Annotated in this window: 21 protein-coding genes; 7 read left to right on the top strand and 14 right to left on the bottom strand. The window is 71.5% G+C overall.

Annotated features, from left to right (window positions below):
• The 4 genes from ACIQ7Q_RS19295 to ACIQ7Q_RS19280 all read right to left on the bottom strand — a co-directional run bounded on the left by ACIQ7Q_RS19295 (position 1) and on the right by ACIQ7Q_RS19280 (position 6,013).
• On the bottom strand, positions 1-1,278 hold the full coding sequence (locus tag ACIQ7Q_RS19295) for an SWIM zinc finger family protein (RefSeq protein ID WP_403863060.1): 1,278 nt from the start codon (positions 1,276-1,278) through the stop codon (positions 1-3).
• Positions 1,275-4,082 (bottom strand): DEAD/DEAH box helicase, encoded by a 2,808-nt coding sequence (locus tag ACIQ7Q_RS19290; protein ID WP_403863057.1) that lies wholly within the window; start codon positions 4,080-4,082, stop codon positions 1,275-1,277. The genes ACIQ7Q_RS19295 and ACIQ7Q_RS19290 overlap by 4 nt, the downstream gene beginning before the upstream one ends.
• Before the next feature lie 353 nt (positions 4,083-4,435).
• Positions 4,436-5,500 (bottom strand): slipin family protein, encoded by a 1,065-nt coding sequence (locus ACIQ7Q_RS19285; protein WP_403863054.1) that lies wholly within the window; start codon positions 5,498-5,500, stop codon positions 4,436-4,438.
• A 75-nt stretch (positions 5,501-5,575) separates the two neighbouring features.
• Positions 5,576-6,013 carry a DoxX family protein gene (locus ACIQ7Q_RS19280; protein ID WP_403863051.1) on the bottom strand — a complete coding sequence of 146 codons (438 nt, stop codon included), beginning with the start codon at positions 6,011-6,013 and terminating at the stop codon, positions 5,576-5,578.
• Positions 6,014-6,172: 159 nt separating this feature from the next.
• On the opposite strand from ACIQ7Q_RS19280, the gene ACIQ7Q_RS19275 reads away from it, so the two are divergent.
• The gene (locus ACIQ7Q_RS19275) at positions 6,173-6,430 is read left to right on the top strand and encodes a DUF6343 family protein (RefSeq protein WP_403863048.1); all 258 of its coding nucleotides are present in this window, start codon (positions 6,173-6,175) and stop codon (positions 6,428-6,430) included.
• 85 nt (positions 6,431-6,515) lie between these two features.
• On the opposite strand, the gene ACIQ7Q_RS19270 is transcribed toward ACIQ7Q_RS19275, so the two are convergent.
• From ACIQ7Q_RS19270 to ACIQ7Q_RS19260, 3 genes are all read right to left on the bottom strand, one after another.
• Positions 6,516-6,881: a tetratricopeptide repeat protein gene (locus tag ACIQ7Q_RS19270; RefSeq protein WP_403863045.1), complete on the bottom strand. Its 366-nt coding sequence runs from the start codon at positions 6,879-6,881 to the stop codon at positions 6,516-6,518.
• Between the two features lie 106 nt (positions 6,882-6,987).
• The gene (gene coaE, locus ACIQ7Q_RS19265; protein WP_403863042.1) at positions 6,988-7,596 is read right to left on the bottom strand and encodes a dephospho-CoA kinase; all 609 of its coding nucleotides are present in this window, start codon (positions 7,594-7,596) and stop codon (positions 6,988-6,990) included.
• 84 nt (positions 7,597-7,680) lie between these two features.
• Positions 7,681-8,619, bottom strand: a complete 939-nt coding sequence (locus ACIQ7Q_RS19260; protein WP_403863039.1) for a PAC2 family protein — start codon at positions 8,617-8,619, stop codon at positions 7,681-7,683.
• 274 nt (positions 8,620-8,893) lie between these two features.
• On the opposite strand from ACIQ7Q_RS19260, the gene ACIQ7Q_RS19255 reads away from it, so the two are divergent.
• Entirely contained in the window at positions 8,894-9,853 is a 960-nt protein-coding gene (locus tag ACIQ7Q_RS19255; protein ID WP_403863036.1) for a right-handed parallel beta-helix repeat-containing protein, read from the top strand.
• A gap of 115 nt (positions 9,854-9,968) precedes the next feature.
• Here ACIQ7Q_RS19255 and rpsA read toward each other — a convergent pair whose 3' ends face one another.
• Entirely contained in the window at positions 9,969-11,471 is a 1,503-nt protein-coding gene (gene rpsA / locus ACIQ7Q_RS19250; protein WP_189884308.1) for a 30S ribosomal protein S1, read from the bottom strand.
• 361 nt (positions 11,472-11,832) lie between these two features.
• On the opposite strand from rpsA, the gene ACIQ7Q_RS19245 reads away from it, so the two are divergent.
• Both ACIQ7Q_RS19245 and hrpB read left to right on the top strand, forming a co-directional pair.
• Entirely contained in the window at positions 11,833-12,636 is an 804-nt protein-coding gene (locus tag ACIQ7Q_RS19245) for a class I SAM-dependent methyltransferase (RefSeq protein WP_403863031.1), read from the top strand.
• Between the two features lie 7 nt (positions 12,637-12,643).
• Positions 12,644-15,124, top strand: a complete 2,481-nt coding sequence (gene hrpB / locus ACIQ7Q_RS19240) for an ATP-dependent helicase HrpB (RefSeq protein ID WP_403863028.1) — start codon at positions 12,644-12,646, stop codon at positions 15,122-15,124.
• Here hrpB and ACIQ7Q_RS19235 read toward each other — a convergent pair.
• The 3 genes from ACIQ7Q_RS19235 to ACIQ7Q_RS19225 form a co-directional block, all read right to left on the bottom strand.
• Positions 15,114-16,103 carry a DUF3068 domain-containing protein gene (locus tag ACIQ7Q_RS19235; protein ID WP_403863025.1) on the bottom strand — a complete coding sequence of 330 codons (990 nt, stop codon included), beginning with the start codon at positions 16,101-16,103 and terminating at the stop codon, positions 15,114-15,116. The genes hrpB and ACIQ7Q_RS19235 overlap by 11 nt on opposite strands.
• A gap of 11 nt (positions 16,104-16,114) precedes the next feature.
• A complete protein-coding gene (locus tag ACIQ7Q_RS19230) occupies positions 16,115-16,252 on the bottom strand; it encodes an SPW_0924 family protein (RefSeq protein WP_403863023.1) in 138 nt (45 codons plus the stop codon).
• 135 nt (positions 16,253-16,387) lie between these two features.
• Positions 16,388-18,127, bottom strand: a complete 1,740-nt coding sequence (locus ACIQ7Q_RS19225) for a lytic transglycosylase domain-containing protein (RefSeq protein WP_403863020.1) — start codon at positions 18,125-18,127, stop codon at positions 16,388-16,390.
• Between the two features lie 199 nt (positions 18,128-18,326).
• Here ACIQ7Q_RS19225 and ACIQ7Q_RS19220 point away from each other — a divergent pair, with 199 nt between their 5' ends.
• Positions 18,327-19,184 (top strand): DUF4184 family protein, encoded by an 858-nt coding sequence (locus tag ACIQ7Q_RS19220; RefSeq protein WP_403863017.1) that lies wholly within the window; start codon positions 18,327-18,329, stop codon positions 19,182-19,184.
• Between the two features lie 231 nt (positions 19,185-19,415).
• On the opposite strand, the gene polA is transcribed toward ACIQ7Q_RS19220, so the two are convergent.
• Positions 19,416-22,100 carry a DNA polymerase I gene (gene polA, locus ACIQ7Q_RS19215; RefSeq protein WP_403863595.1) on the bottom strand — a complete coding sequence of 895 codons (2,685 nt, stop codon included), beginning with the start codon at positions 22,098-22,100 and terminating at the stop codon, positions 19,416-19,418.
• 188 nt (positions 22,101-22,288) lie between these two features.
• Here polA and ACIQ7Q_RS19210 point away from each other — a divergent pair, with 188 nt between their 5' ends.
• Both ACIQ7Q_RS19210 and ACIQ7Q_RS19205 read left to right on the top strand, forming a co-directional pair.
• A complete protein-coding gene (locus tag ACIQ7Q_RS19210; RefSeq protein WP_403863014.1) occupies positions 22,289-24,568 on the top strand; it encodes an FdhF/YdeP family oxidoreductase in 2,280 nt (759 codons plus the stop codon).
• 55 nt (positions 24,569-24,623) lie between these two features.
• The gene (locus tag ACIQ7Q_RS19205) at positions 24,624-25,085 is read left to right on the top strand and encodes a PaaI family thioesterase (protein ID WP_403863011.1); all 462 of its coding nucleotides are present in this window, start codon (positions 24,624-24,626) and stop codon (positions 25,083-25,085) included.
• Positions 25,086-25,160: 75 nt separating this feature from the next.
• On the opposite strand, the gene ACIQ7Q_RS19200 is transcribed toward ACIQ7Q_RS19205, so the two are convergent.
• Together ACIQ7Q_RS19200 and ACIQ7Q_RS19195 are read right to left on the bottom strand one after the other, a co-directional pair.
• Positions 25,161-25,661, bottom strand: coding sequence for a GNAT family N-acetyltransferase (locus tag ACIQ7Q_RS19200; RefSeq protein WP_403863008.1), 501 nt, complete (start codon positions 25,659-25,661; stop codon positions 25,161-25,163).
• Positions 25,662-25,794: 133 nt separating this feature from the next.
• Positions 25,795-26,484 carry an ABC transporter ATP-binding protein gene (locus tag ACIQ7Q_RS19195; RefSeq protein WP_403863592.1) on the bottom strand — a complete coding sequence of 230 codons (690 nt, stop codon included), beginning with the start codon at positions 26,482-26,484 and terminating at the stop codon, positions 25,795-25,797.
• Positions 26,485-26,487 lie beyond the last annotated feature (3 nt).

Below are 26,487 nucleotides of genomic sequence, written 5' to 3'. Positions count from 1 at the left end.
TCACCTGCCCACCAAGGCGGTGAGCGCGCCCACGGGGTCCGTGTCGGGAGTGCCGCGCGGCCACCAGTCCTCCCGGTCGGGGTCGGATTCGTACCCGTACCAGAGGCCGTCACGGCCGAGCCGGAGCTGGAGAGAGCGTGCGGACAGGTGGTTGCGCCAGGGCCTGAAGCCGGGGAAGTCCGCAGCGGCCAGGGCCGGCCGAGCCCGGTCGAAGGGACCGGCGGGCGGGTCCCAGGGCTCCTCCAGCACGCTGAGTGCCGCCGACCCGCCCTGCCGCCAGGCGGCGACCGCACGGGCGAGCTCCGTGGGGCTGCGGTCGGTGGCGGCGGCGAGATCGCGGTACAGAGCGCGGGTCGAGGCGGTCAGGCCGGAGCCGGGGTGTGCGGCGGCCAACCGCACCGCGTCCTGCCAGGGAGTGAGCACGGCGACGGGATCCTGCCCGGTGGCGAGGAGGGCATGGGCGCGTGCGGCGGCCTCTGAGGCCAGCAGGTCGAGGGCGAGCGGGTCGGGAGCACCGGGGGCGCCGGGGTAGGCCGGGGGGCGGCCCGGGCGGGGCGGGGCGGGGAAGGGCGGCGGCAGGAGGGGCAGCTCCGCGCGCCGGGCGACGGCGTCCTCCGCGGACACGCTCGGCAGGGGTGCGGCGGACGCGGTGGCGGAGTGCTCGGCCGCCGCACGGGTCGCGTTACGGCTGGAGAGGTCGGAGAGGATGTCCCGCTCGCCCCGGCCGCGCATCAGGAACAGCACGAACGGGTCCTCGTCCAGCAGCCTGGCCGTCTGGTAGCACAGCGCCGCGGCGTGCTTGCAGGGATAGCCGTCGTCGGGGCAGGAGCAGTCGGGGATCAGGTCACCGGGCGTCGGCAGCAGGTCGGCGGCGCTCGCCAGCGCGTGAGGGACGTCCTTGTCGAGCAGCGCCGCGATGTGCTCGGGCCGGGCCGCCGCCGCGGACAGGAAGTCGTCCCAGTCGTCGTCGGTGAGGGTGCGCAGGCGGATCTCCGTGCGGTACGGACGCGCTCTGCTGCCCTGCACGTACGCCATGACCCGGCCGGGCGTCACCGTGATCGCCGCGACGTGGCCCGTGGCCGCGTAGGCGCGGCCGCGGACGAGGCGGGCGGGGTCGAGGGCGGTGTCCTCCAGCGCCTCCACCCAGGCGTTGCCCCACCAGGTCGCCGCGGGCTCGTCGTCGGCGAGGGCGTCCAGAGCCGGGAACGTACGGCGCTGGTCGTCGTGGCGGCTGGGCGAGATGCCCGGCCGGGGACGCGGGTGCGCGGGCGGGGTCATGACGGCCTCCGCAGGGAGACGAGATCGGCCAGCTCCCGGTCGGTCAGCTCGGTGAGCGCCGCCTCTCCCGAGCCCAGCACCGCATCGGCCAGGGCCCGCTTGGAGGCAAGCATCTCGGCGATGCGGTCCTCCACCGTGCCCTCGGTGACGAGACGGTGGACCTGCACCGGCTGTGTCTGGCCGATGCGGTAGGCGCGGTCGGTGGCCTGCTCCTCGACGGCCGGGTTCCACCAGCGGTCGAAGTGGACGACATGGCCCGCCCTGGTCAGGTTCAGCCCGGTGCCGGCCGCCTTGAGCGACAGGATGAAGACCGGGACCTCCCCCGACTGGAAGCGGTCGACCATGCGCTCGCGCTCCGCCACCGGCGTCCCTCCGTGCAACAGTTGGCAGGGGATGGCGCGGGACGCGAGGTGCGCCGACAGCAGACGGGCCATGGAGACGTACTGAGTGAAGATCAGGACCGAGCCGTCCTCCGACAGGATCGTCTCGAGAAGCTCGTCGAGCAGGGCGAGCTTGCCGGAGCGGCCGGCCAGCCGGGGCGCGCCGGCGCCACCGTGCCCCGGTCCATACTCCTTCAGGAACTGCGCGGGGTGGTTGCAGATCTGCTTGAGGGCCGTCAGCAGCTTCATCACCAGGCCGCGGCGCGCGATACCCTCGGCGGCTTCGATCGCCGCCATGGTCTCCCGCACGACCGCCTCGTAGAGCGACGCCTGTTCGCGGGTGAGAGGCACCGGATGGTCCGACTCCGTCTTCGGCGGCAGCTCGGGCACGATGCCCGGGTCGGACTTCTTGCGGCGCAGCAGGAACGGACGGACGAGCCGGGCGAGCCGCTCCACGGCCGCTTCGTCCTCGCCGTTCTCCACGAGGCGGGCGTGGCGCGAGCGGAAGGCCTTGAGGGGGCCGAGCAGTCCGGGAGTCGTCCAGTCCAGCAGCGCCCACAGCTCGGAGAGGTTGTTCTCCACGGGGGTGCCGGTGAGGGCGACGCGGGCGGGCGTGGGAATCGTGCGCAGCGCCTTGGCCGTCGCGGAGAACGGGTTCTTCACGTGCTGTGCCTCGTCGGCGACGACCATCCCCCATGTGTGCGCCGCCAGTTGCTCCGCGCTGCTGCGCATCGTGCCGTACGTGGTCAGCACGAAGCCGCCGTCGGGCGTGTCGAGGACACGGTCTGCGCCGTGGAACCGCCGTACCGGGACGCCGGGGGCGAAGCGGGCGATCTCCCGCTGCCAGTTCCCGAGCAGCGAGGCCGGGCACACGACCAGCGTCGGGGCGGAGCGCGCCCGGCGCAGATGCAGGGCGATCACGGTGACGGTCTTGCCGAGGCCCATGTCGTCGGCGAGGCATCCGCCGAGGCCGAGGGATGTCATCAGGTCCAGCCATGCCAGGCCGCGCAGTTGGTAGTCCCGCAGCGTGGCGTGCAGCCCGGGCGGGGCCACGGCGGGGGCGGTGGCGGCGGAGAGGCGGTCGCGCAGGGCGGCCAGCGCACCCGTCGGCACGGCATCGACCGTCTCCCCGTCGACCTCCGCCGTGCCGGTCAGCGCCACCGCGAGAGCGTCGACGGGCTCCAGCAGGCCGAGCTCCCTCTTGCGTGCCTTGCGGACAAGATCCGGGTCGACCACGACCCAGCGGTCGCGCAGCCGCACGATGGGGCGGTGCGACTCGGCGAGCGCGTCCATCTCACGCTCCGTCAGCGGATCGCCGTCCAGTGCGAGCTGCCAGTCGAACTTGAGCAGTTCCTCGCTGTCGAAGAAGGGCGTGCCGTCGGTGGCGGAGCCGGGCGCGGAGCGCACGACCGCGGCGGCCGAGAGCGTACGCGCGAGCTCCTTCGGCCAGTGGACGGCGACGCCCGCCGCGTCCAGGCGTGCCGCACCCGGGCCGAGCAGCTCGTACAACTCGTCCTCCGTGAGGGGCAGTACGTCCGGCACGTCCCTCTCCAGCAGCCGTGCGAGCGGCGGCCAGACCCGGCCGGCACGGCGCAGGGCGAGCACCGTGTCGATCCGGGCCCGCGGCCCGAAGTGCTCGTCCCCGGCACCGACCCACAGGCGCGCCGCATCCATCACGAGGGTCGGGTCGGCGAGGCTGTGCACCTGGACGAGCGCCGCCCCGGCGTGGCGCTCGGCGCTGTCGTGCGGATCGCTGTCGAAAAACTCATACGCGGACAGGTCCAGCCGCAGCGAGACCCGCACGCCCGCGTCCATCCCGGCGGCGGCCTCGGCAGCCCACTCGCGGGCGCTCGGCAGATGCTGCGCGGCGGCTGCCGCGAAAGGCGCGCCCGCGGCGAACGCGGCAGCCGGTGTGCGCGGCAGGCTGTCGGCCACCGCGTCGAAGAACGACCGCACCAGCGCCTCCGGATCCGGGAGCCGCAGCGGCGGGACCCCCTCGACGGGCGCGGCATGCGCCTCGTACGGCATGGCGGCGGCAATGGCCCTCAACTGCGCGATGTCGTCGGCATCCAGCGGCCCGGCCCGCCAGGCGTCGTGGTCGGACGGGGTCAGCCCGGGCAGCAGCCTGCCGCGTGCCACAAGATGCAGGGCGTGCAGGACCGCGGCGCCCCAGCAGGCGGAGGCCGGATGCGCGGCCGGATCCCGGCGGGCGCGGATGAGCAGCGGCGCGGCGTCGACGACGGGCAGTACGACGGCGGGAACGGTCTCGCTGCGGAAGCCGCCGTCCTGCCCGTCGGGCCGGACGACGACAAGCTCGCCGCTCGCGCCGGCGAGCGGACGCCCGTCGGGCTCCCAGAAAGCGACCCGGCCCTCGCGGGGCAGCGCGGCGGGCAGGAAGACGGCGGCGGCCGTGGTGCTCGTCATCGGGGTCCCTCCCGTCCCTGGTCGTCGGCGGACACGGTTCGCACCTGCATCCACGACCTTACGGGCGGGGTGTGACAGTGGGCGTTACGCCTGCCGTGACATGCGCTTTCCCCGATCCCGCCCCTTCCCGATACCGGGGGCTCCGCCCCCGGACCCTGCGCCGGGGTCGCCGGCGGGGCTGGATTTCGCGGAGCGAAATCAGCCCGTCCGGCGTTTCAGAACACCGCCCGAAGCGCGGTAGGGGTCCGGGGCCGGCCCGCGACGCGGCGGAGACGCACGTCGGTACAGCGGGAAGGGGCGGGATCGGGTAACGGCCCCGCGCAGCGGCCACCCGCCCGCCGCCCCCACCGCGGTCAACCGCGCGCGCTCGCCCCCGCAGCGAGGTCGGCCCGCTCCTCGGCATCCGCCCCCGCGGCAGGCGCCCCGGCCTCCGACTCCGCACCATGCGCGACCGCCTCCGCTCCCATAGCGAGGCCGGCTCGCTCCTCGGCATCCGCCCCCGCGGCAGGCGCCCCGGCCTCCGACTCCGCACCAGGCACAACCCCCTCCGCTCCCGCAGCCAGACCGGCCCGCTCCTCTCTCCGCGGTCCCCCAGCAGGCGCGACCGCCTCCGCCGCCACAGGCGCGACCGCCTTCGTCCCCGCCTCCGGCGACGCCTGCTGCGCCGCTCGCTCCAGGAAGCGCAGCAGTTCTACCGGGAACGGCAGCACCAGTGTCGAGTTCTTCTCCGCTGCGACCGCCACCACCGTCTGCAGCAGGCGCAGTTGCAGCGCCGCTGGCTGCCGGGACATTTCACCGGCCGCCTGGGCGAGCTTCCTCGACGCCTGAAGTTCGGCGTCCGCGTTGATGACCCGCGCCCTGCGCTCTCGGTCCGCCTCCGCCTGGCGTGCCATGGAGCGCTTCATGGCCTCCGGCAGCGACACGTCCTTGATCTCGACCCGGTCGATCTGTACACCCCAGCCGACCGCCGGGCTGTCGATCATCAGCTCCAGGCCCTGGTTGAGCTTCTCGCGGTTGGAGAGCAGGTCGTCCAGGTCGCTCTTGCCGATGATGGAACGCAGTGAGGTCTGTGCCATCTGAGCAACAGCGAAGCGGTAGTCCTCCACCTCGATGACCGCGTTGGCCGCGTCGATCACCCGGAAGTACACGACGGCGTCGACGCGCACCGTGACGTTGTCGCGGGTGATGCCTTCCTGGGCCGGTACGGGCATGGTCACGATCTGCATGTTCACTTTGCGCATCCGGTCGACGCCTGGAACGATCATCGTGAATCCCGGCCGCCGCACCTCCTCGCGCAGCCGCCCGAGCCGGAGGACCACTCCCCGCTCGTACTGCCTGACGACTTTCGCGGCGGCCATCATGTACGCCACGCCGCCGGTCGCCACCGCCACGCCGGCCATTACCAGTTCCTCGACCATCAGGACACCCCCTCACCATCCGGGGCGGACATCGATACCACGGTATGACCGTTGTGCCCCAAGCGGCTACACCGATCAGGCGCGACGGCGCAGCCGGGCGACCAGCTCGGCGTTGTGTCGGCGACGGACGACCGCGACAACCGCGAGCACCGCGAAGAAGATGACGGGGGTGAGCGCGTTCCGGCCGTCGAACGCGGTCAGCTGCGTGACGAAGGCACCGACCATCAGTCCCATCAGGGCGAGCGCGGCGACGCCGGAGAGCATCGGGATCACCAGGGCGATGGCGCCGGCCAGCTCCAGGCCGCCCACCAGGTACATGTACCAGTCGCCGTAGCCGATTCTGTCGAAGCCCTCCGCCGCGGACGAGTGTCCGACGAGCTTCGGGGCAGCGCTCGCGATCGCGAAGAACAGTGCGAGAACGATCTGCAGCGTGCGTACGGCGAGATGCGTGCGAGGGTTCGGAATCGCGGCACTCGCTGAAGCAGAAGCGGCGGCGAGAGTGGTGGGGGACATGGCTGTCTCCTTGGGACGAGAGTACGGAGTGTGTGTCGGCGCTTCGTCTTCCGTAGCGCTTTCATCCAGTCAGACCGCCCTGCGGGCGAGAACTCATCGCCCGTTCCCGATTCTTCGAGAAACGCTGCGGGTGCATGCTGGAGGAGGAGACGTGATGCCATGCGTACTGGGAGTGAACCGATCACCGCACGCAGTCCCCTGCGGATGCGCATGTGGCTGGGTGTGTGGGGGCTGCTCTGGACGGTAGGCGGCACGATCGCCTTCGCGCTCGTCGAGCGCCCGGGCTGGGCCGCCGCGTGCGGCGTGCTGTTCCTCGTCGTCGCCGTGGACCTGGTGCTTGTCATGCGCCATATCCGTCAGGGGCCGCACTACCAGCCGGGCCGGGACGTCCCTCCGTACGAGCCCGACCACGGCTGACCGCCCCGGCCATCGGGCGGACCACGGCTGACCGCCCCGGCAGTCGGCCTGACAACACTGGGACCGCGCTCCGTGCAGCTCGGTGTCACTGCGTGTCGAAGTCGGCGGCCTTCAGGTATGCGGGGTTCGGGTCCAGCGCCGCCGCGAGACGGAAGTGGCGCTTGGCCTGCTCCGGCCTGCCGGCGCGCTCGAAGGTGCGCGCGAGGGCGAAGTGGGCGAAGGCGTTGTCCGGCTCACGCTCCAGCACGAGCTCGAACTCGAGCTCGGCGGGCCTCAGTTGGGCTGCGGCGAAGAAGGCGCGGGCACGCAGCAGCCGGGCCGCGGTGTTCTCCGGGTGCGCTGCGATTACGGAGTCGAGGAGCTTGACGGCTCCGCGTGGATCCCGCGACGCCAGCAACTGCTCGGCCGCGCGATAGTCGATGACATGCGTTTCCGGGTTGCTGTGGGACACGCTGGAATCCTTCCCGTCGCTGCCCGGTTCCAACACGGCTCGGGGCAGAGCTATTCCGGTCCGGCGCCGGGCGGTTTTGCCCGCGCGTGCTTGCCCGAGGCCGCCCTCAGGAACCGTGGGCCGCCGCGCGCCGGGTCAGCTCGTCCCACACCTCACGGACCTGGGGCTCCAACTTCTCCAGGGTCCCGTCGTTGTCGATGACAAGATCGGCGATGGCTCGCCGTTGTTCCCGGGTGGCCTGCGCCGCCATCCGGGAGCGCGCCTCCTGCTCCGACATGCCGCGCAGCCGTACGAGCCGGTCGAGCCGGGTCTGCGGTGACGCGTCGACCACGACGACCACGTCGTAGAGGGACTCGAGCTTGTTCTCCGTGAGCAGCGGTACGTCGTGGACAACCACGTCGTCGGGACCGGCCGCTCCCTCCAGCTCCCTCGAGCGCGCACCGACCAGGGGGTGCACGATCGCGTTCAGGGTCGCGAGCCGCTCGGCGTCGGCGAACACGATGGCGCCGAGCCCGGGCCGGTCCAAGGTGCCGTCGGCACGGAGGATCTCGGGACCGAAGGCGTCGACGACCGCCGCGAGCCCGGGGGTTCCGGGCTCGACGACCTCACGGGCGATCCGGTCGGCGTCGATGAGCACCGCCCCGTACGACACCAGCAGCCGGGACACCTCGCTCTTGCCGGCGCCGATGCCGCCGGTCAGACCAACTGTCAGCATGGCCCGCAGCCTACGCGAGCGCCGGAGTCCCTCCCGGCCCGGTCCGATCCGTACCGAGAATCCCCAGGCCCTCGAGGCAGGCCCTTACGACTCACCCTCGCGCTCCGCGAGGAAGCGTTCGAATTCCAGCCCGATCTCGTCCGCCGACGGCAGCTCGACCGTTTCGGCCACGAGACTGCCGCGGGTCTCGGCGCCGGCCATGGCGTCGTACTGGTGCTCAAGGCCCTGCACCAGGGACACCAGCTCCTCGTCGCCCTCGCCGATCTGCCGCTCGATCTCGGTCTGGGTGCGGTGCGCCTCCGTCCGCAGCGAGTGCGCCACCGCCGGCAGCACCAGGCCCGTGGCGGCCGTGATGGCCTCCAGGGCGGTCAGGGCCGCATCCGGGTAGGAGGAGCGGGCCACGTAGTGCGGTACGTGGGCGGCCACGCCGAGCACGTCGTGTCCGGCCTGCATCAGGCGGTACTCGACGAGCGCCTCTGCGCTGCCCGGCACCTGGGCCTCGTCGAAGGGGCTGCGGTGGCCGGGCATGAGGTCCGTGCGGTTGCCGTGCGGGGTGAGGCCGACGGGGCGGGTGTGCGGAACGCCCATGGGTATGCCGTGGAAGTTGACCGCGAGGCGCACCTGGAGCCGCTCGACGATCTGTCGCACGGCGGCTGCGAAACGCTCCCACTCGACGTCCGGCTCGGGGCCGCTGAGCAGCAGGAACGGCGCGCCGGTGGTGTCCTGGACGAGCCTGACCTCCAGCGACGGGGTGTCGTAGCCGGCCCAGCGGTCGCGCCGGAAAGTCAGCAGCGGGCGGCGGGCGCGGTAGTCCACGAGCCTGTCGTGGTCGAATCGCGCCACCACCTGATGGGGAAGCGTCTCCAGCAGGTTGTCGACGATCTGCTCGCCGGCCTCACCCGCGTCGATATAGCCGTCGAAGTGGTACAGCATGACCAGGCCGGCGGACTCCTGCGCGAGCGCCATGTCGACGACCGCGAGACCCTTCGGCTCCCACTCGTACAAACCCTGCGGATCCAGCACGATTACCGCTCCTCCTCGTGTTCGAAGACAAGAACGCGCGGTGACGCATGTCCATTCCCGTGGCTCACCCGTTCCTTCGCGCGTGTTCCCTGCGAACGGGCCGCTGCTGCCGGGCAGTTCGGGCCGCCCTCCAGAGGACCGGGGTTCTGGTCCGGACCTTGACACCCCTGTGGCCCGTCCCTACCGTCTCGGGGCAACGCACATGTTCAGAGCTACGCCCCATGTTCATGTAGGAGAACGATCCCCTTCTGGGACCGACGGGAAGGCACCCCCCATGCGCACCCGAACACTGCTCCCCTCCCTGCTCGCCTCCGCTCTGACGGTCGGCGGGCTCTCTCTGACGGCGACACCGGCCGACGCCGCATCGGTCATCGACGTGGACACGGCCACGGAGCTGAAGGCGGCGCTCACCGCCGCCCGGCCCGGTGACACGATCCAGCTCGCCGACGGCACCTACAGCGGGAACTTCAAGACCACCGTGGACGGCACGGCGGGCTCCCGGATCACGCTGACAGGATCCTCTCGAGCCGTGCTCAAGACCGGCGGCGGCTACGGGCTGCACCTCGACGGCGCCTCGTACTGGACCGTCCAGGGCATCACCGTCACCGGCGGCCAGAAGGGGATCATGACGGACGCCGCCGACGGGGTCGTCATCGACTCGGTCACCGTCCACGGCCTCGACATGGAGGGCGTCCACTTCCGCAAGTCCAGCCGCAACGGCGTCATCAAGAACTCCCGGATATACGACACCGGCAACGACGGCCGCGGCATGGGCGAGGGCGTCTACGTCGGTTCGGCGGGCGGCACCTCGGACAGGAGCGACAACGCCCAGATCCTGAACAACACCATCGGCCCGGACGTCGGCGGCGAGGCGATCGACATCAAGGAGGGCACGACCGGCGCGAGGATCGTCGGCAACACCTTCGACGGCCGCGGCCTGACCGGCGCGAACTACGACGACTCCTGGGTCGACGTGAAGGGCAACGACGTCCTGGTCGAGAACAACACCGGCAGGAACACCAGCAACAACGGCTACGAGACACACACCCAGCAGAGCGGCTGGGGCTGCGGGACGGTCTTCCGCGGCAATGACTCCGACCTGCGCGGCGCCACCGGCTCCAAGCAGCTGGCCATCAACGTCACCAACAACAGCTCCGGCTGCCGGACGACCGTGTACGCGAGCAACACCGTCACCGGCGGCAAAGGGCTGACCAACATCGCCGTCACCCCGTAGCGCCTGGACGACGCGCAGCCTCCGGAAGAGCGGCTCCCCGAAACAGCGGTGAGGCCCGCCCCCCATTGGGGAGCGGGCCTCACTTCAGCTGGTCAGCTGCCTACGGGCACGAGCCTCAGCTCTGGCCGCCGGCAAGCTTCTCGCGCAGGGCGGCAAGCGCCTCGTCCGACGCCAGGGCGCCGGAGTTGTCGTCCGACTCCGAGGAGTAGGAACCGCCGGTCGCACCCGCCGGGGCACCGGCCGGAGCGGCGGCGCCACCCTCGGCGGCGGCAGCCTCGTCGGCCTCGCGGGACTTGATGACCTGGGCCTGGTGCTGCTCGAAGCGCTGCTGCGCCTCGGCGTACTGCGTCTCCCACGCCTCGCGCTGGGTCTCGAAGCCCGGCAGCCAGTCGTTGGTCTCCGGGTCGAAGCCCTCGGGGTAGATGTAGTTGCCCTGGTCGTCGTAGGACGCGGCCATGCCGTACAGGGTCGGGTCGAACTCGACCGAGGCCGGGTCGGCACCGAAGGACTCGTTGGCCTGCTTCAGCGAGAGGCTGATGCGACGGCGCTCGAGGTCGATGTCGATGACCTTGACGAAGATCTCGTCGTTGACCTGGACGACCTGCTCCGGGATCTCCACGTGGCGCTCGGCCAGCTCGGAGATGTGGACCAGGCCCTCGATGCCCTCGTCGACGCGGACGAACGCACCGAACGGAACGAGCTTGGTGACCTTACCCGGGACGACCTGACCGATCTGGTGGGTCCGGGCGAACTGCTGCCACGGGTCCTCCTGCGTCGCCTTCAGCGACAGGGAGACACGCTCGCGGTCCATGTCGACGTCGAGAACCTCGACGGTGACTTCCTGGCCGACCTCGACAACCTCGGAGGGGTGGTCGATGTGCTTCCAGGACAGCTCGGAGACGTGGACGAGACCGTCGACGCCGCCCAGGTCCACGAACGCACCGAAGTTGACGATCGAGGAGACGACGCCGGAGCGGACCTGACCCTTCTGCAGGGTGGTGAGGAACGTCTGGCGGACCTCGGACTGGGTCTGCTCCAGCCAGGCGCGGCGGGACAGGACCACGTTGTTGCGGTTCTTGTCCAGCTCGATGATCTTCGCCTCGAGCTCCTTGCCCACGTAGGGCTGGAGGTCGCGGACGCGACGCATCTCAACGAGGGAAGCCGGCAGGAAGCCACGGAGGCCGATGTCGAGGATGAGACCACCCTTGACGACCTCGATGACGGTACCGGTGACGATGCCGTCCTCTTCCTTGATCTTCTCGATGGTGCCCCAGGCACGCTCGTACTGGGCGCGCTTCTTCGAGAGGATCAGGCGGCCTTCCTTGTCCTCCTTCTGGAGAACAAGGGCCTCGATCTCGTCGCCGACCTTGACGACCTCGTTCGGGTCGACGTCGTGCTTGATCGAGAGCTCGCGGCTCGGGATGACACCTTCGGTCTTGTAACCGATGTCGAGCAGGACCTCGTCCCGGTCGACCTTCACGATGACGCCGTCGACGATGTCGCCGTCGTTGAAGTACTTGATCGTCTCGTCGATCGCGGCGAGGAAGGCTTCCTCGTTACCGATGTCGTTGACCGCAACCTGCGGGGTGGTGGCGGTGGTCTCGGTGCTGCTCGTCATGTGGGAAAGGGCTCCGGTACGGACATTGAGTCGTAGGTACTGCTACGCCGAGAGCCCGTATCGCAGCTGCAGAAGCCGGACAGCCTAGGAAGCGCCGAACAAGAGATCCGAAGATCCTGGAGACGCCTCGTGAACCGAGGGATACATACAGATGCGAGCGCGGCCTGCTCTGTCTGAGGCGCGCAGGCTCGCAGCGCAACTTGTAGCATACGGGGGCAGCCGGACACGGTCAATGCGCGAAGGCGCACACCCGGGGTGGAAGAGCACATTTCCGGCACAACTCTTGTTCGCCGAGGCCACGATGGCTTCTTTTCGAGGCCCGGCGTCGGCGCGCTGGACGCAAACTACAACGACGGTGACGATGAGCCAAGATTTCGAACCGGAAGCGACCCGACGTAGTGCAGGGGACGCGGAGAGCAGCCGGGCCAGCCGGGGCTGGTGGGACGGGAACGCCGACGCGTACCAGGGCGAGCACGGCGCCTTCCTCGGCGACGACCGGTTCATATGGGGGCCCGAAGGACTCGACGAGGCCGACGCCGCGCTGCTGGGACCCGCCGCCTCGCTGAAGGGAATGGACGTCCTGGAGATCGGGGCCGGCGCCGCCCAGTGCTCCCGCTGGCTCGCCGCGCAGGGCGCCAGGCCTGTGGCACTGGACCTCTCCCACCGCCAGCTCCAGCACGCGCTGCGCATCGGGGCCGACGTGCCGCTGGTGGAGGCGGACGCGGGAGTGCTGCCGTTCAGGGACGCCTCCTTCGACCTCGCCTGCTCCGCCTACGGCGCGGTGCCGTTCGTCGCCGACCCGGTGAGGGTGTTCCGCGAGGTACGGCGGGTGCTGCGGCCCGGCGGGCGGTGGATCTTCTCCGTCACGCACCCGATCCGCTGGGCCTTCCCCGACGAGCCGGGGCCCGAGGGCCTGTCGGTGGCCGCCTCCTACTTCGACCGCACCCCTTACGTCGAACAGGACGACCAGGGCCGCGCGGTGTACGTGGAGCATCACCGGACGCTCGGCGACCGCGTACGCGACGTGGTCGCCGGCGGCTTCCGGCTGGTCGACCTGGTCGAGCCCGAGTGGCCCTCGTGGAACAGCCAGGAGTGGGGCGGCTGGTCCCCGCTGCGCGGGAATCTGATCCCGGGAACGGCGATCTTCGTCTGCGAACGGGCGTGACACGGGCGTGATACGCGACGAGGCCCTGGACCTTCCCGTACGGGCCGCCCTGCCGGCGCTGCAGGAGGCCCTCGACGGGGGCGGGAGTGCCGTGCTGTGCGCACCGCCGGGCACCGGCAAGACGACGCTGGTGCCGCTGGTGCTCGCGGAGGGCGGCGCACGGGTCGTGGTCGCGGAGCCGCGGCGGATCGCGGCGCGGGCGGCGGCGCGCCGGATGGCGTGGCTGCTCGGTGAGAAGGTCGGACGGACGGTCGGCTTCACCGTGCGCGGTGAGCGCGTGGTGAGCCGTGAAACGGTCGTCGAGGTCGTCACGACGGGCGTGCTGCTGCAGCGGCTGCAACGCGACCAGGAACTGGCGGGCGTCGACGTGGTGGTGCTCGACGAGTGCCACGAGCGGCACCTGGACGCCGACACGGTCGCCGCGTTCCTGCTGGACGTACGGGCCACGCTGCGGCCCGAGCTGCGGCTGGTGGCGGCGTCGGCGACCACGGACGCCGAGGGATGGTCCCGGCTGCTCGGCCACGCGCCGGTGGTGCGGGCCGAGGGCATCACGCACCCCGTCGAGGTGGTCTGGGCTCCTCCCGCGCGTCCCGTGCGGCCTCCGCACGGGATGCGGGTCGATCCGGTGCTGCTGACGCATGTGGCCTCGGTGGTGCGGCGGGCGCTCGCCGAGCGGACCGGCGACGTGCTGTGCTTCCTGCCGGGTGTGGGCGAGATCGGCCGGGTGGCCGGGCAGCTCGCGGGGGTGGCAGCGGAGGTGCTCCAGGTGCACGGCCGGGCGCCCGCGGCGGTCCAGGACGCTGTGCTCGCGGGCGGCGCCGCCCGCCGGGTGATTCTCGCGACGTCCGTCGCCGAGTCGTCGCTGACCGTGCCGGGGGTGCGGATCGTCGTCGACTCGGGGCTGGCGCGCGAGCCGCGTACCGACCATGCGCGCGGCCTGAGCGCGCTGACGACCGTACGGGCGTCGCAGGCCGCGGGCAGGCAGCGGGCGGGGCGGGCCGGGCGTGAGGGGCCGGGCACGGTGTACCGCTGCTGGACGGAGGCCGAGGACACCCGGCTGGCGCGGTTCCCCTTCCCCGAGATCAAGGTCGCAGACCTGACGTCGTTCGCTCTGCACGCCGCCTGTTGGGGCGACCCGGAGGCGAGCGGCCTCGCCCTGCTGGACGCACCCCCGGCGGGCGCGATGGCCGCGGCCCGCTCGGTGCTGGGCGCGATCGGCGCGGTCGACGAGTCGGGCAGGGCGACGGACCGGGGCGTGCGTATGTCACGGCTGGGTCTGCATCCACGGCTGGCCCGCGCGCTGCTCGACGGTGCCCGCCGGGTGGGGGCGCGGCGCGCGGCCGAGGTGGTCGCGCTGCTGGGCGACGAGCCGCCGCGGGAGTACGGGGACGACCTTGCCGGCGCCTGGCGGGCGGCGCGGCGCGGTGGTGACGCGTACGGGGCGCGCTGGCGGGCGGAGGCGCGCCGGCTGGAGTCGTCCCTCGGTGAGACCGGACACGGTCAGGGGGCGTTCGGGGACGACGCCCTCGCCGGGCTCGTCACCGCTCTGGCGTTCCCCGAGCGGGTGGCGCGGCGACGCGGGGACGGGGAGTACCTGATGGCCTCGGGGACCGGAGGCGGGCTGGGCACCGGTTCGGCGCTGCGCGATGCGCCCTGGCTGGCGGTCGCCGTGGCCGACCGCCCCGCGACCGCCGCGTCCGCACGCGTGCGGCTCGCCGCCGTCATCGACGAGGACGCCGCCCGTGACGCCGCCGCGCATCTTCTGACGTCCGGCGAGGAGGTCCACTGGGAGGACGGCGACGTCGTCGCCCGGCGCGTGGAACGGCTGGGGGCCGTGGAACTGTCCGTGCGGCCACTGGGCGACCCCGCCCCCTCGCTCGTGCGGCAGGCGCTGCTGGAGGGCATGCGGCGCGAGGGGCTCGGGCTGCTGCACTGGACGCGCGAGGCGCGGGGGCTGCGCGACCGGCTTTCGTTCCTGCACCGGGTGGTGGGCCCGCCGTGGCCGGGCGTCTCGGACACGGAGTTGCTCGAGGCCGCCGACCGGTGGCTCGAGCCGGAGCTGTCCCGGGCCCGGCGGCGCGCCGACCTCGGCCGGATCCAAGTGGGTCAGGCGCTGCAGCGGCTGCTGCCGTGGGCGACCGGCGACGCGTCGCGGCTGGACGAACTGGCGCCGGAGCGGATCGAGGTGCCCAGCGGGTCCCGTGTGCGGGTCGAGTACGGCGGCGAACAGCCGGTGCTCGCGGTGAAACTGCAGGAGCTGTTCGGGCTGCGTGAGACGCCGCGGGTCGCGGGGGTGCCGGTGCTGGTACATCTCCTGTCCCCCGCCGGACGGCCCGCGGCGGTCACCGCGGACCTGGCGTCCTTCTGGCGGGACGGCTACCGGGCCGTACGGGCGGAGCTGCGCGGCCGTTACCCGAAGCACCCGTGGCCGGAGGATCCTTCGTCGGCGGAGCCCACCCGGCACACGAAGGCGCGCCTCAGACCGTGAGGGGCTCGGGGGCCGGTTCGCCGGCCGCCGTTTCCGGGCGGCGGGCGCGGGCCTCCAGCCACAGGGCAAGAGCGAACAGGCCGGCGCCGAGGGCTGTCAGCCCCCAGGGCAGATACGAGGTCATCAGCAGCACCAGCCGGCGCTGGGAGGTGACCAGTTCGACGGTGGAGTCGACGTAGTCCGGGCGCATCTTCACATGGCCCGCGAACGCGGTGACCTTGTCGCGGCCGCCCAGCAGGGATCCGCCACGCAGTTCCTCGGTGTGGATCTCCTCGCCGTTGACGGGAGCTCCGGTGACCGGGTCCACCCAGAACATCCGCTTGGTGGTGTACCAGCGGGTGGTGCCGGTCTGCTTCTCCAGGGTGGTCGCGTCGATGCCGGGGATCGGCATCTTCTTCGGGTAGGGGACCTTGGTCCAGGGGATGGTCTGTTCGAAGTAGTAGACCTCCAGGCCGCGGAACTGCCGGGTGCCCTTGTAGTGGATCGGGGCGGACCTGCGGGCCTGGGCATCGAAGTACACGTAGTCCCGTTTCTCGGTGAGGAACGGCCACTTGAACTCGATGCCCTCGCGCCGCACCGGGTCGCCGTCGACGGACTCGCCGGTGGCGTGCACGGGTTCCTGGGTGTGCGCGTCGAAGATGTAGCGCTCGGGGATCTGGGACACCATCTTTCCGTCCGGCCCCTGGACGTAGGAGAGGGAGTCCCAGACGACGACGTCGCGGCCCGCGGTGCGTTCGATCCTCTCGGACTCCTCCACGTTGCCCTTGAGGGTCTGCACGATGGTGACCTTCTCGACCTCCTCGGCCTTGAGGGTGCCGTAGTCGAGGAGTGTCGCGGGCTTCGCCTCGAGGACCATCTCCTGGTACTGGCCTGCCGGGATCTTGGCGAGCCGGGGAAAGGCGTACCAGCGCAGCAGCGGCGCCAGTGCGGCGAAGAAGACGGCGAGGGCGACGAGTACGAGACCTGCTCTGCGGTGCACGGTCCGCCCTCCTACTTCTTGGGTCCGGGGACGGTGGTGAGCAGCGGCTCGGGCGAGGTCTCGCCGGTCGGTGCCTCGATCGACGTGACGGTCAGGACGAGGGCGAGGGCGGCCGCCAGTCCGACGGCGGCGGCGACGAGGGCGCGCATGCTCGGCCTCCCGGGACAAAGAACTGATGCAGCGTCAGGTCTGGGGCACCGTAGCAACGCGGCAGGAAGAAGAGAACACGCGCACCGCCCCTCTCCCTGTGCGACGGGAGAGGGGCGGTGCGCGGTGCGAGCGGGTCAGGCGGAGGGCGACGGTGACGGTGACGGCGAGGGCGAGGGCGCGGGGGTCGTGCCCGTTGCCGGTGCCGTCACCTTCAGCTCGATGTCCAGGCTGCCGCCGCCGGGGGCGGTCAGGCGCAGCAGGAACGTGCCCACGGTGTCGTCCGCGAAGACCTTCGGGAGCTCGAGGACGCCGTCGGCGCCGGTCTTGAGCCCGGTCAGGGTGCGCAGGACTTTGCCGTCGGCGTCCTTGAAGAACGGGCCCTTGCCGTTCTCGGCCGCGTCCTCCTTGGAGACGATCATGGTGGCGGTGACCGCGACACCCGAGGCGGCGGCGCCGTCGCAGGCGGCCTTGATCCGGATGGCGTCCGCGAACTCGCCGCCGGTGCCGGCCGTCAGCGCCTTGTCGTCCGTCCGGACGATGCTGTCCGCCTGCCGTTCGGTGACGGTGGCCTCGAACTCGACGCCGGGCAGGGAGCGCTCGACGACCGTGGCGCGCACGGTGAACTTGCCGGTCTTCTCACCCGCGAGCAGTGCCGGGGCGCTGACCGTGCCGTCGGCTCCGGTCGCCAGCACGACGGTCGTGCGGCCGCCGGAGAAGCGGGCGTCGGTGTCGCCGACGACCATGAACCGGACGGCCACCTTCTGGACGGGCAGACCCTTGGCGTTCTCGGCCCGTACCGTGGGCCGCTCCCTGAACTCGCCGCCGGCGACGGACGTCAGCGGGCCGGTGCCGGCGTTCTCGATGCGCGTCACCGGCGCGGGGGCCGGCGGAGTCGTCGGAGGGGGCGTCGTCGGAGGGGGCGTCGTCGGAGGCGGGGTGGTCGGCGGTGGCGTCGGGTCCGGCGTCGCGGGCGGCGGAGTCGGCTTCGGTCCCGGGGTGGACGGCCGCGACGGGGCGGGGTCGGGGCTCGGGGTCGTCGGCGGGTTCGAGGAGCCGGGGCCGTCGCCCACCGGCAGCACACCCGTGCCGTCGGGGACCTGGTGCGTCCCGCGCTTGTAGTACTCGAACCAGGACAGCACCGTACGCAGGTACTCCCGCGAGTGGTTGTAGCCGAGGATCGCCCTGTCGAGGTCGTCCTTGTTGCCGAGGTCCCGGCCGCCGGCGCAGAGGTAGCGCCCTGCGGCGAGCGCCGCGTCGTAGATGTTGTTGGGGTCCTTGCGGCCGTCGGCGTTGGCGTCCTGGCCCCAGGTCGCCCAGGTCTGCGGGATGAACTGCATCGGTCCGACGGCCCGGTCGTGCACCGTGTCGCCGTCGTAGGCGCCGTTGTCGCTGTCCGAAATGTTCGCGAAGCCGACGCCGTTGAGGACCGGGCCGAGGATCGGGGAGTGTGTCGTGCCGTTGGCGTCGACGCGGCCGCCGCGGGCCTGGCCCGACTCCACCTTGCCGATCGCGGCGAGCAGTTGCCACGGCAGACGGCAGGCCGGGTCGGACGCCGCGATGGTCTGCTCGGCCTGCTTGTAGGCGGCGAGAACGGTCGCGGGTATACCGGCCTCACCCGGACCGGTGACCGGCAGATCGATCGATGCGCCCGGTTTGTCAGGCGTGTTCAGCGGGGGGAGGTCCGTGTAATAAGGGGAGTTGCCGGTGACCGGAGTGCCGGGCGGCGGGGTGGCCTCCGTGGACTCCTGGCCGGCGCCCGAAGGGGCCGGCGTGATACCGGGGGCCTGCGATGCGGAGAGTGCGGCCACGGCGGCGGCAGCCACCGCGGTCGTTGTCGCTCCCCTGCGCAGTCGGCGGCCGAATTGCGCTGCCATACGTCTGTTCCCTCCCCATGGGCTGCCGTTCGCGCTCCCCAGCGCGGACTCAAGTGACCCTAGTGCACCTGGCGACATCCGGGCACCGGCCCCTGACCCTTATTCACCACTTCGCCACCTCCTTGCCGTACCGATCGGCGTCCACGGCATCACGCATACTGGGCCCGACTGCTCGACGAAGGTCCCAGGGGGCGACGCCATGCCGTTCACACTCAGCCACGCCGCGGCGGTGCTTCCGGGCATCCGCAGGAACGGCAGCGCCCGCGGCCCGCTGTGCGCCTCGGCGCTCGTCCTCGGCTCGTTCGCGCCGGACACGACGTACTTCGCGGCGAGCGTCCTGCCCGCGGCGATGCGGTTCGGGAGCGTGACACACGGGCCGCTCGGGGTGCTGACGGTCGACGTCGCCATCACCGCGGCGCTCGTGGTGCTCTGGCTGATGATGCGTGACCCGCTGGTGGCGCTGCTGCCGACGGCGTGGCAGGGGCGGGTGCACGCTCTGCTGCGGGGGCGTCCGTTGCGCGGGCGTCCGCCGCTGGCCACAGCACTGTGGTTCTACGTCTCGGCGGTGATCGGGGCGAGTACGCACGTCGTGTGGGACGCCTTCACCCACTTCGACCGGTGGGGTGTGCGGATGGTGCCGGTCCTCGGTGAGGTCGTGGCGGGCTTCCCGCTCTACACGTACACGCAGTACGGCAGTTCGGCGGTGGCGCTGGTCGCGCTGGTGTGGTTCGTCTCCTCCGCGCTGCGACGGATGCCGGCGTCGCACCTGCCGCCCGTCCCGCAGCTCGGCCGCGCTGCCCGCCTGTCGGCGGCCGGGCTGCTCGCCCTGTGTGTCCTGGCCGGGGTCGTGCATCGCTGTGTGCGCTGGTATCAGTACTGGGGCCGGATCGAGACACCCCTCGACATCGTCCCGACGGCCTGCTTCGGCGCGGGGGCGGGCCTGGCGGCCGGCCTGGTGCTGTACTCGGCAGCGGTACAACTCCGTTGGCGGGACCGTCGGCCGCCTGATGCGCTCGCCCCGAACCAGGCCGACGGGGACCGCGCCGGAGTGTCCTGAGCCGGCCCGGCACGTCGGGCGCCGTGCCCGAGCGGCGGCAACGCCCGCAATCCGGCGGCCTGTTGAGCGGGGCGGAGCCCCACCTCCAGACCGCCTCCCGGCCGCGCCGCCCCGACCGTACGGCCCCGCAGGGGCCGCCTCCGGCAACGCACCACGACCGGACGGCCCAAGGACAGGGCGGGCCCCGTAGGGGGCCGCCCCGGCCGCAGTGACGCCGCCCCCGACCTCAGGTCAGTGCGCTGCCGACTCCCAGTCGGGTCCCACGCCCACCGACACGTCCAGCGGCGCCCGCAGCGACACCGCCGACGACATCTCGTGGCGCACCAGCGCCTCAACCTGCTCGCGCTCGCCCGGCGAGACCTCGAGCACGATTTCGTCGTGGACCTGGAGCAGCAGCCGGGACGACAGCTTCGCCTCCGTCAGCGCGCGGTCCACGTTCAGCATGGCGACCTTCACGATGTCCGCCGCCGTGCCCTGGATCGGCGCGTTGAGCGCCATCCGCTCTGCCGCCTCACGGCGCTGACGGTTGTCGCTGTTGAGGTCGGGGAGGTATCGCCGGCGACCCAGCATGGTCGCCGTGTAGCCGGTGGCCCGCGCCTCGTCGACGACGCGCCGCAGGTAGTCCCGTACCCCGCCGAACCGCTCGAAGTACGTGTCCATCAGGACCCGCGCCTCCGCGGGCTCGATGTTCAGCTGCTGGGAGAGGCCGAAGGCCGACAGCCCGTAGGCCAGCCCGTACGACATCGCCTTGATCTTCCGGCGCATCTCCGCGTCGACGGCGGACCGCTCGACGGAGAACACCTGGGAGGCCACGGTGGTGTGCAGGTCCTCGCCGGAGGTGAACGCCTGGATGAGGCCCTCGTCCTCCGAGAGGTGCGCCATCACGCGCAATTCGATCTGGCTGTAGTCCGCGGTCATCAGCGACTCGAAGCCCTCGCCGACGACGAACCCGCGGCGGATCGCGCGGCCCTCGTCGGTCCTCACCGGCACGTTCTGCAGATTGGGGTCGGTGGACGACAGCCGGCCCGTCGCCGCGACAGTCTGGCTGAACGTGGTGTGGATGCGGCCGTCTGCGGCGATCGTCTTGGTCAGGCCCTCGACCGTGGAGCGCAGCCGGGCCTGCTCGCGGTGGCGCAGCATGATGACCGGCAGCTCGTGGTCGGTCTGCGCCGCCAGCCATGCGAGCGCGTCCGCGTCCGTGGTGTAACCCGTCTTGGTCTTCTTCGTCTTGGGGAGGTTGAGCTCTCCGAAGAAGACCTCCTGGAGCTGCTTGGGCGAGCCGAGGTTGAACTCGTGGCCCACCGCGGCGTGCGCCTCCTTGACCGCCTGCTGCACGGCCGCGGCGAACTGCTGCTCCATCGCCTCGAGATGAACGCGGTCGGCCGCAATGCCGCTGCGCTCCATCCGGGCCAGCAGCAAGGATGTGGGCAGTTCCACGTCGTGCAGCAGCTCTGCCGCGCCGACCTCCCGCAGCCTCTCGCCGAAAGCCTCGCCCAGATCGAGGACCGCCCGGGCCTGTGCCATGAGGGCGTCGGCCTCGGCCTGCTCGTCGGCGCCGAAGGCGAGCTGCCCGTCGGCGGCGGCGGGCGCCAGCTCCCGGTGGAGGTATTCGACGGACAGGGCGTCCAGCGCGAAGGACCGCCGGCCGGGCTTGACGAGATACGCGGCGAGCGCGGTGTCCATGGTGACGCCGGCGATGCTCCAGCCGTGCTCGGGGAACACCCGCAGCGCGTCCTTCGCGTTGTGCATGATCTTCGGCCGGGTCGGGTCGGAGATCCATGCGGCGAAGGCACGCTCGTCGGACTCGTCGAGCTGTGTCGTGTCGAACCAGGCCGCCTTGCCGCCCCCATTGCCTTCGGCATCGGAGGTACCCCCAGCAGCCGCCAGCGCGATCTCGCTGACGTTGCCGACGCCCAGCGCCCAGGCCGAGACGGTGGCCACACCGAGCGGCTGCCTGCCGTGCCGGTCCAGCCAGTCCGCGAGCTCGCCGGCGCCGATGACGGTGCCGTCGAGCTCGACACCGGCCTCCGGGGCGGGGGCCTCTTCCTCGGCCGCGCCCGGGTCGACGGCGAGCAGGCGCTCCCGCAGGCTCGGGTTGCGGATCTCCAGAACCTCCAGGAACCCCTTGAGGGCAGTCCTGTCGTAGGGCGCGCGCGCGAGGTCGGCGACGGCCCTGGGCAGCTCCACGTCGCGCACCAGCTCGGTCAGGTGTCGGTTGAGCTTGACCGCCTCGAGGTGGTCGCGGAGGGCCTGGCCGACCTTGCCCTTGACCTCGTCGGCGCGCTCGACGAGCTCGGCGAACGAACCGAACTGGTTGATCCACTTCGTCGCCGTCTTCTCGCCGACGCCGGGGATGCCGGGGAGATTGTCGGACGGGTCGCCGCGCAGGGCGGCGAAGTCCGGGTACTGCTGCGGGGTGAGGCCGTACTTCTCCTCGACCTTGGCCGGGGTGAAGCGGGTGAGCTCGGAGACGCCCTTGGTCGGGTAGAGCACCGTGGTGTGCTCGCTGACCAGCTGGAACGAGTCACGGTCACCGGTCACGATCAGCACCTCGAAGCCGGCGGCCTCGGCCTGTGTGGCGAGCGTGGCGATGATGTCGTCGGCCTCGAAGCCGTCGACCGCGAAGCGCACCGCGTTCATCGTGTCGAGCAGCTCGCCGATCAACTCGACCTGGCCCTTGAACTCGTCAGGGGTCGTGGAGCGGTTCGCCTTGTACTCGGGGAAGTCGGCCGAGCGCCATGTCTTGCGGGACACGTCGAAGGCCACGGCGAAATGCGTGGGCGCCTCGTCGCGCAGCGTGTTCGCCAGCATCGACGCGAAGCCGTAGACGGCGTTTGTCGTCTGGCCGCTCGCGCTGGTGAAATTCTCCGCGGGCAGCGCGAAGAACGCCCGGTACGCGAGGGAGTGCCCGTCCATGAGGAGCAGGCGCGGTCGGTTGTCTGCCGTCTTCTTCGATGCTGTCTCAGCCACGACCCCGATCCTGCCACGTGCCACTGACATTCCCGACCGGCCCGACCTGGCGGAGACGGCTGCCGGAGGGGCGTGACAGGATCGGATACGTAACGAAAGATGTATCGCACAGGCACGGCTCAAGGGAGAGCGCGATGGCCAGCAAGCCGCCCGCAGGTGATCCGGTCCAGGACGCACCGCAGGTCGAGGCCCCGCAGCACGCGGCGGCGGGCCTGCCCGCGATCGGTCACACGCTGCGCGTCGCACAGCAGCAGATGGGAGTGGGCCGCACCGCCCGCACCCTGCTGAAGGTCAACCAGAAGGCCGGCTTCGACTGTCCTGGCTGCGCCTGGCCGGAGGGCGACAAACGTCATGTCGCCGAGTTCTGCGAGAACGGGGCGAAAGCCGTCGCCGAGGAGGCGACGCTGCGCCGGGTGACGCCCGACTTCTTCGCCGCGCATCCGCTGGCCGATCTCGCGAACCGCAGCGGCTACTGGCTCGGCCAGCAAGGCCGGATCACCCAGCCCATGTATCTCCCCGAGGGCGCCGACCGGTACGAGGCGGTGACCTGGGAACGGGCTTTCGCGATCATCGCCGAAGAGCTCCGCGCGCTGGAGTCCCCCGACGAGGCGCTGTTCTACACCTCCGGCCGCACCAGCAACGAGGCGGCGTTCCTGTTCCAGCTGTTCGCCCGTGAGTTCGGCACCAACAACCTCCCGGACTGCTCCAACATGTGCCACGAGTCCTCCGGCTCGGCGCTCACGGAGACCATCGGCATCGGCAAGGGCAGCGTCTCGCTGGAGGACATGCACCGGGCGGACCTGATCATCGTCGCCGGACAGAACCCGGGCACGAACCATCCCCGCATGCTCAGCGCCCTCGAGAAGGCCAAGACCGCCGGGGCGAAGATCATCTCCGTGAATCCGCTGCCGGAGGCGGGAATGGAGAGGTTCAAGAACCCGCAGACGCCCCACGGCATCGTCAAGGGCACCGCGCTGAACGACCTGTTCCTCCAGATCCGCATCGGTGGCGACCAGGCCCTGTTCCGGCTGCTGAACAAGCTGATCCTGGACACCGACGGCGCTGTCGACGAGGAGTTCGTCCGTGACCACACGCACGGCTTCGAGGACTTCGCCGCGGCGGCCCGGGCCGCCGACTGGGACGCCACCCTCGCGGCGACCGGGCTGGAGCGCCCCGAGATCGAGCGGGCCCTGCGCCTGGTGCTCGCCTCCGAGCGCACCATCGTGTGCTGGGCGATGGGCCTCACCCAGCACAAGCACTCCGTCGCCACCATTCGCGAGGTGGTGAACTTCCTCCTCCTGCGGGGCAACATCGGCCGCCCCGGCGCCGGCGTCTGCCCCGTCCGCGGCCATTCGAACGTCCAGGGCGACCGCACCATGGGCATCTTCGAGCGGCCCTCCCCGGCGTTCCTGGACGCCTTGGAGAAGGAGTTCGGCTTCGCGCCGCCGCGCCACCACGGCCTGGACGTCGTGCGGTCCATCGAGGCGCTGCGCGACGGGCAGGCGAAGGTCTTCTTCGCCATGGGCGGCAATTTCGTCAGCGCAAGCCCGGACACCGAGGTGACCGAGGCCGCGATGCGCCGGGCCCGGCTGACCGTGCACGTGTCCACGAAACTCAACCGCTCTCATGCCGTCACGGGCCGCCGAGCACTGATCCTGCCCACCCTGGGCCGTACCGACAAGGACGTGCAGGCGGGAGGACGGCAGGTCGTGTCCGTCGAGGACTCCATGGGCATGGTGCACGCCTCCCGGGGCAACCTCACGCCCGCGAGTCCTCACCTGCTGTCCGAGCCGGCCATCGTGGCCCGGCTGGCGCGCGCCGTGCTGGGGCCCGGTTCGCTCACGCCGTGGGAGGAGTTCGAGAAGGACTACGGCACGATCCGAGACCGGATCGCGCGCGTGATCCCCGGCTTCGAGGACTTCAACGCGAAGATCGCCCGCCCCGGTGGTTTCACCCTGCCGCACGCCCCGAGGGACGAGCGCCGCTTCCCCACCGCCACCGGCAAGGCCAACTTCACGGCGGCCCCCGTCGAGCACCCCGAGGTCCCCGAGGGCCGGCTGCTGCTGCAGACGGTGCGCTCGCACGACCAGTACAACACCACGATCTACGGCCTCGACGACCGCTACCGCGGCATCAAGGGCGGCCGCCGGGTCGTTCTCGTCAACCCCGACGACGCCCGCGAACTGGGCCTGGCCGACGGCTCGTACGCCGACCTGGTCAGCGAGTGGAAGGACGGCGTCGAGCGGCGCGCGCCCGGCTTCCGCATCGTGCACTACCCGACCGCGCGCGGCTGCGCCGCCGCGTACTACCCGGAGACCAATGTGCTGGTCCCCCTGGAGTCGACCGCGGACACCAGCAACACCCCCGCCAGCAAGTCCGTCATCGTGCGTCTGGAACAATCACCGTCCGCCTAAGCGTTCGCTCAGGCGCAACACGGGACAACACCTGACGACGATCGGAGCCGGCCCCATGGGCGAGCAGACCACCGTGAAGTTCCCGCCAGAAGTCATCGACGAATACGCCGCCCTCGGTATCGACCTGCCCGCGCTGTTCTCCGCGGGGACCCTCGGGACGCGCATGGGCGTCGAGATCCTCGAGGCATCCGCCGAACGCGTCGTCGCCACGATGCCGGTGGAGGGCAACACCCAGCCGTACGGTCTGCTGCACGGCGGGGCGTCGGCCGTGCTCGCCGAGACGCTCGGCTCCGTCGGCGCGATGATGCACGGCGGCAGTACCAAGATCGCCGTCGGCGTTGACCTGAACTGCACCCACCACCGAGGGGTCCGCTCGGGACAGGTGACCGGCGTGGCCACCCCCGTGCACCGCGGCCGGTCCACCGCCACGTACGAGATCGTGATCACCGACGACCAGGACAAGCGGGTCTGCACGGCACGCCTCACCTGCCTGCTGCGCGACGTCCCCCAGGGCTGAGCCCGAGGGCCCGGGACAGCTCCCCCGGGCCCCGCCTCAGCCGCCCGCCGGCCGGGAGACGTACCAGAGGCCGCCTCAGAGCTCCAGCGCGTACGTCAGCAGCCCCAGGCCGGGGACCGGCTCCCAGTCCCGCTCCGGCGTCCGCACGAAACCCAGCCGACGGTAGAGCCGGTGGGCGGCGTGCATGCTGCACTGCGTCGACAGCACCAGCCGCACGCAACCCGGGACGGCCCGTGCCCGCTCGACACAGGTACGCACCAGCGCCTCGCCCGTCCCGCGGCCACGCGCCTGCTCGGACACCGCGAGCATGCGGAACTCCGCCTCGCCCGGCCCCGCGACATCGGCCAACGGACCGCCGTCCGGCACGAACGCCACCCCGCCCACCACCGTGCCCGGCCCGTCGACCGCGACATACACCTCGGACCCCGCAGCCCGCCCCGCGACATCCCGCAGCACCGACAGATACGGGTCGTCCTCGCCCAACTTCAGCAGACCGCCCCTCAGATACGCCTGCGCGGTCAGCTCACCGAGCTCGGTGTACTCGCCCGGCCCGATCCTCCTGATCGTGATGTCCATGCCCGGCAGTGTGCAACAGCCCGAGCCGGAAGTCCGCCGCATTTCCGGGAGCGCAGCGACACCGGCCCGCCACAACGCGGGCGGGGCCGAGAAGCCCGAAGGCTTCTCGGCCCCGCCGCCGGTCACCGAACCGTCAGGCCGCGCCCTCACCGAGGTACGCCGCCCGGATCCGGGTGTCCGCGAGCAGATCCGCAGCCGGACCCGACATCGCCACCTCACCCGTCTCCAGGACATAGCCACGGTTCGCGAGGCCCAGGGCCTGCGTGGCGTTCTGCTCGACCAGCAGCACCGTCGTGCCCTGCTTGTTGATCTCCTCGATGATCTCGAAGATCTGCTTCACGATCAGCGGCGCCAGACCCATCGACGGCTCGTCCAGCAGCAGCAGCTCCGGCTTGCCCATCAGGGCACGGCCGATCGCCAGCATCTGCTGCTCACCGCCCGAAAGCGTGCCCGCCTGCTGCGAGCGCCGCTCCGCGAGACGCGGGAAGAGCGTGAACACCCGGTCCATCTCGGCCGTGTCGACCGAGCTGAAGCGGTACGCGCCCATCTCCAGGTTCTCGCGCACGGTCATGGTCGCGAAGACCCGCCGGCCCTCGGGCACATGCCCGATGCCGAACTGCACGAGCTCGTGCGACTTGATCCCGTCGATGCGCTCACCGCGCAGCAGCACCTCGCCGTGGCGCGGCTGGAGCATGCCGGAGATCGTGCGGAGCGTGGTCGTCTTACCCGCGCCGTTGCCGCCCAGCAGGGCCACGATCTCGCCCTTGCGCACGGTCAGGTCGATGCCCTTGATCGCCTCGATGGCGCCGTAGAACACCCGCATGCT

It is taken from the genome of Streptomyces sp. NPDC096176, from assembly GCF_044763255.1.
Taxonomy (GTDB): domain Bacteria; phylum Actinomycetota; class Actinomycetes; order Streptomycetales; family Streptomycetaceae; genus Streptomyces.
The sequence above is the reverse complement of the archived record's forward strand: the minus strand, read 5'-3'. Positions and strand labels throughout refer to the sequence as shown.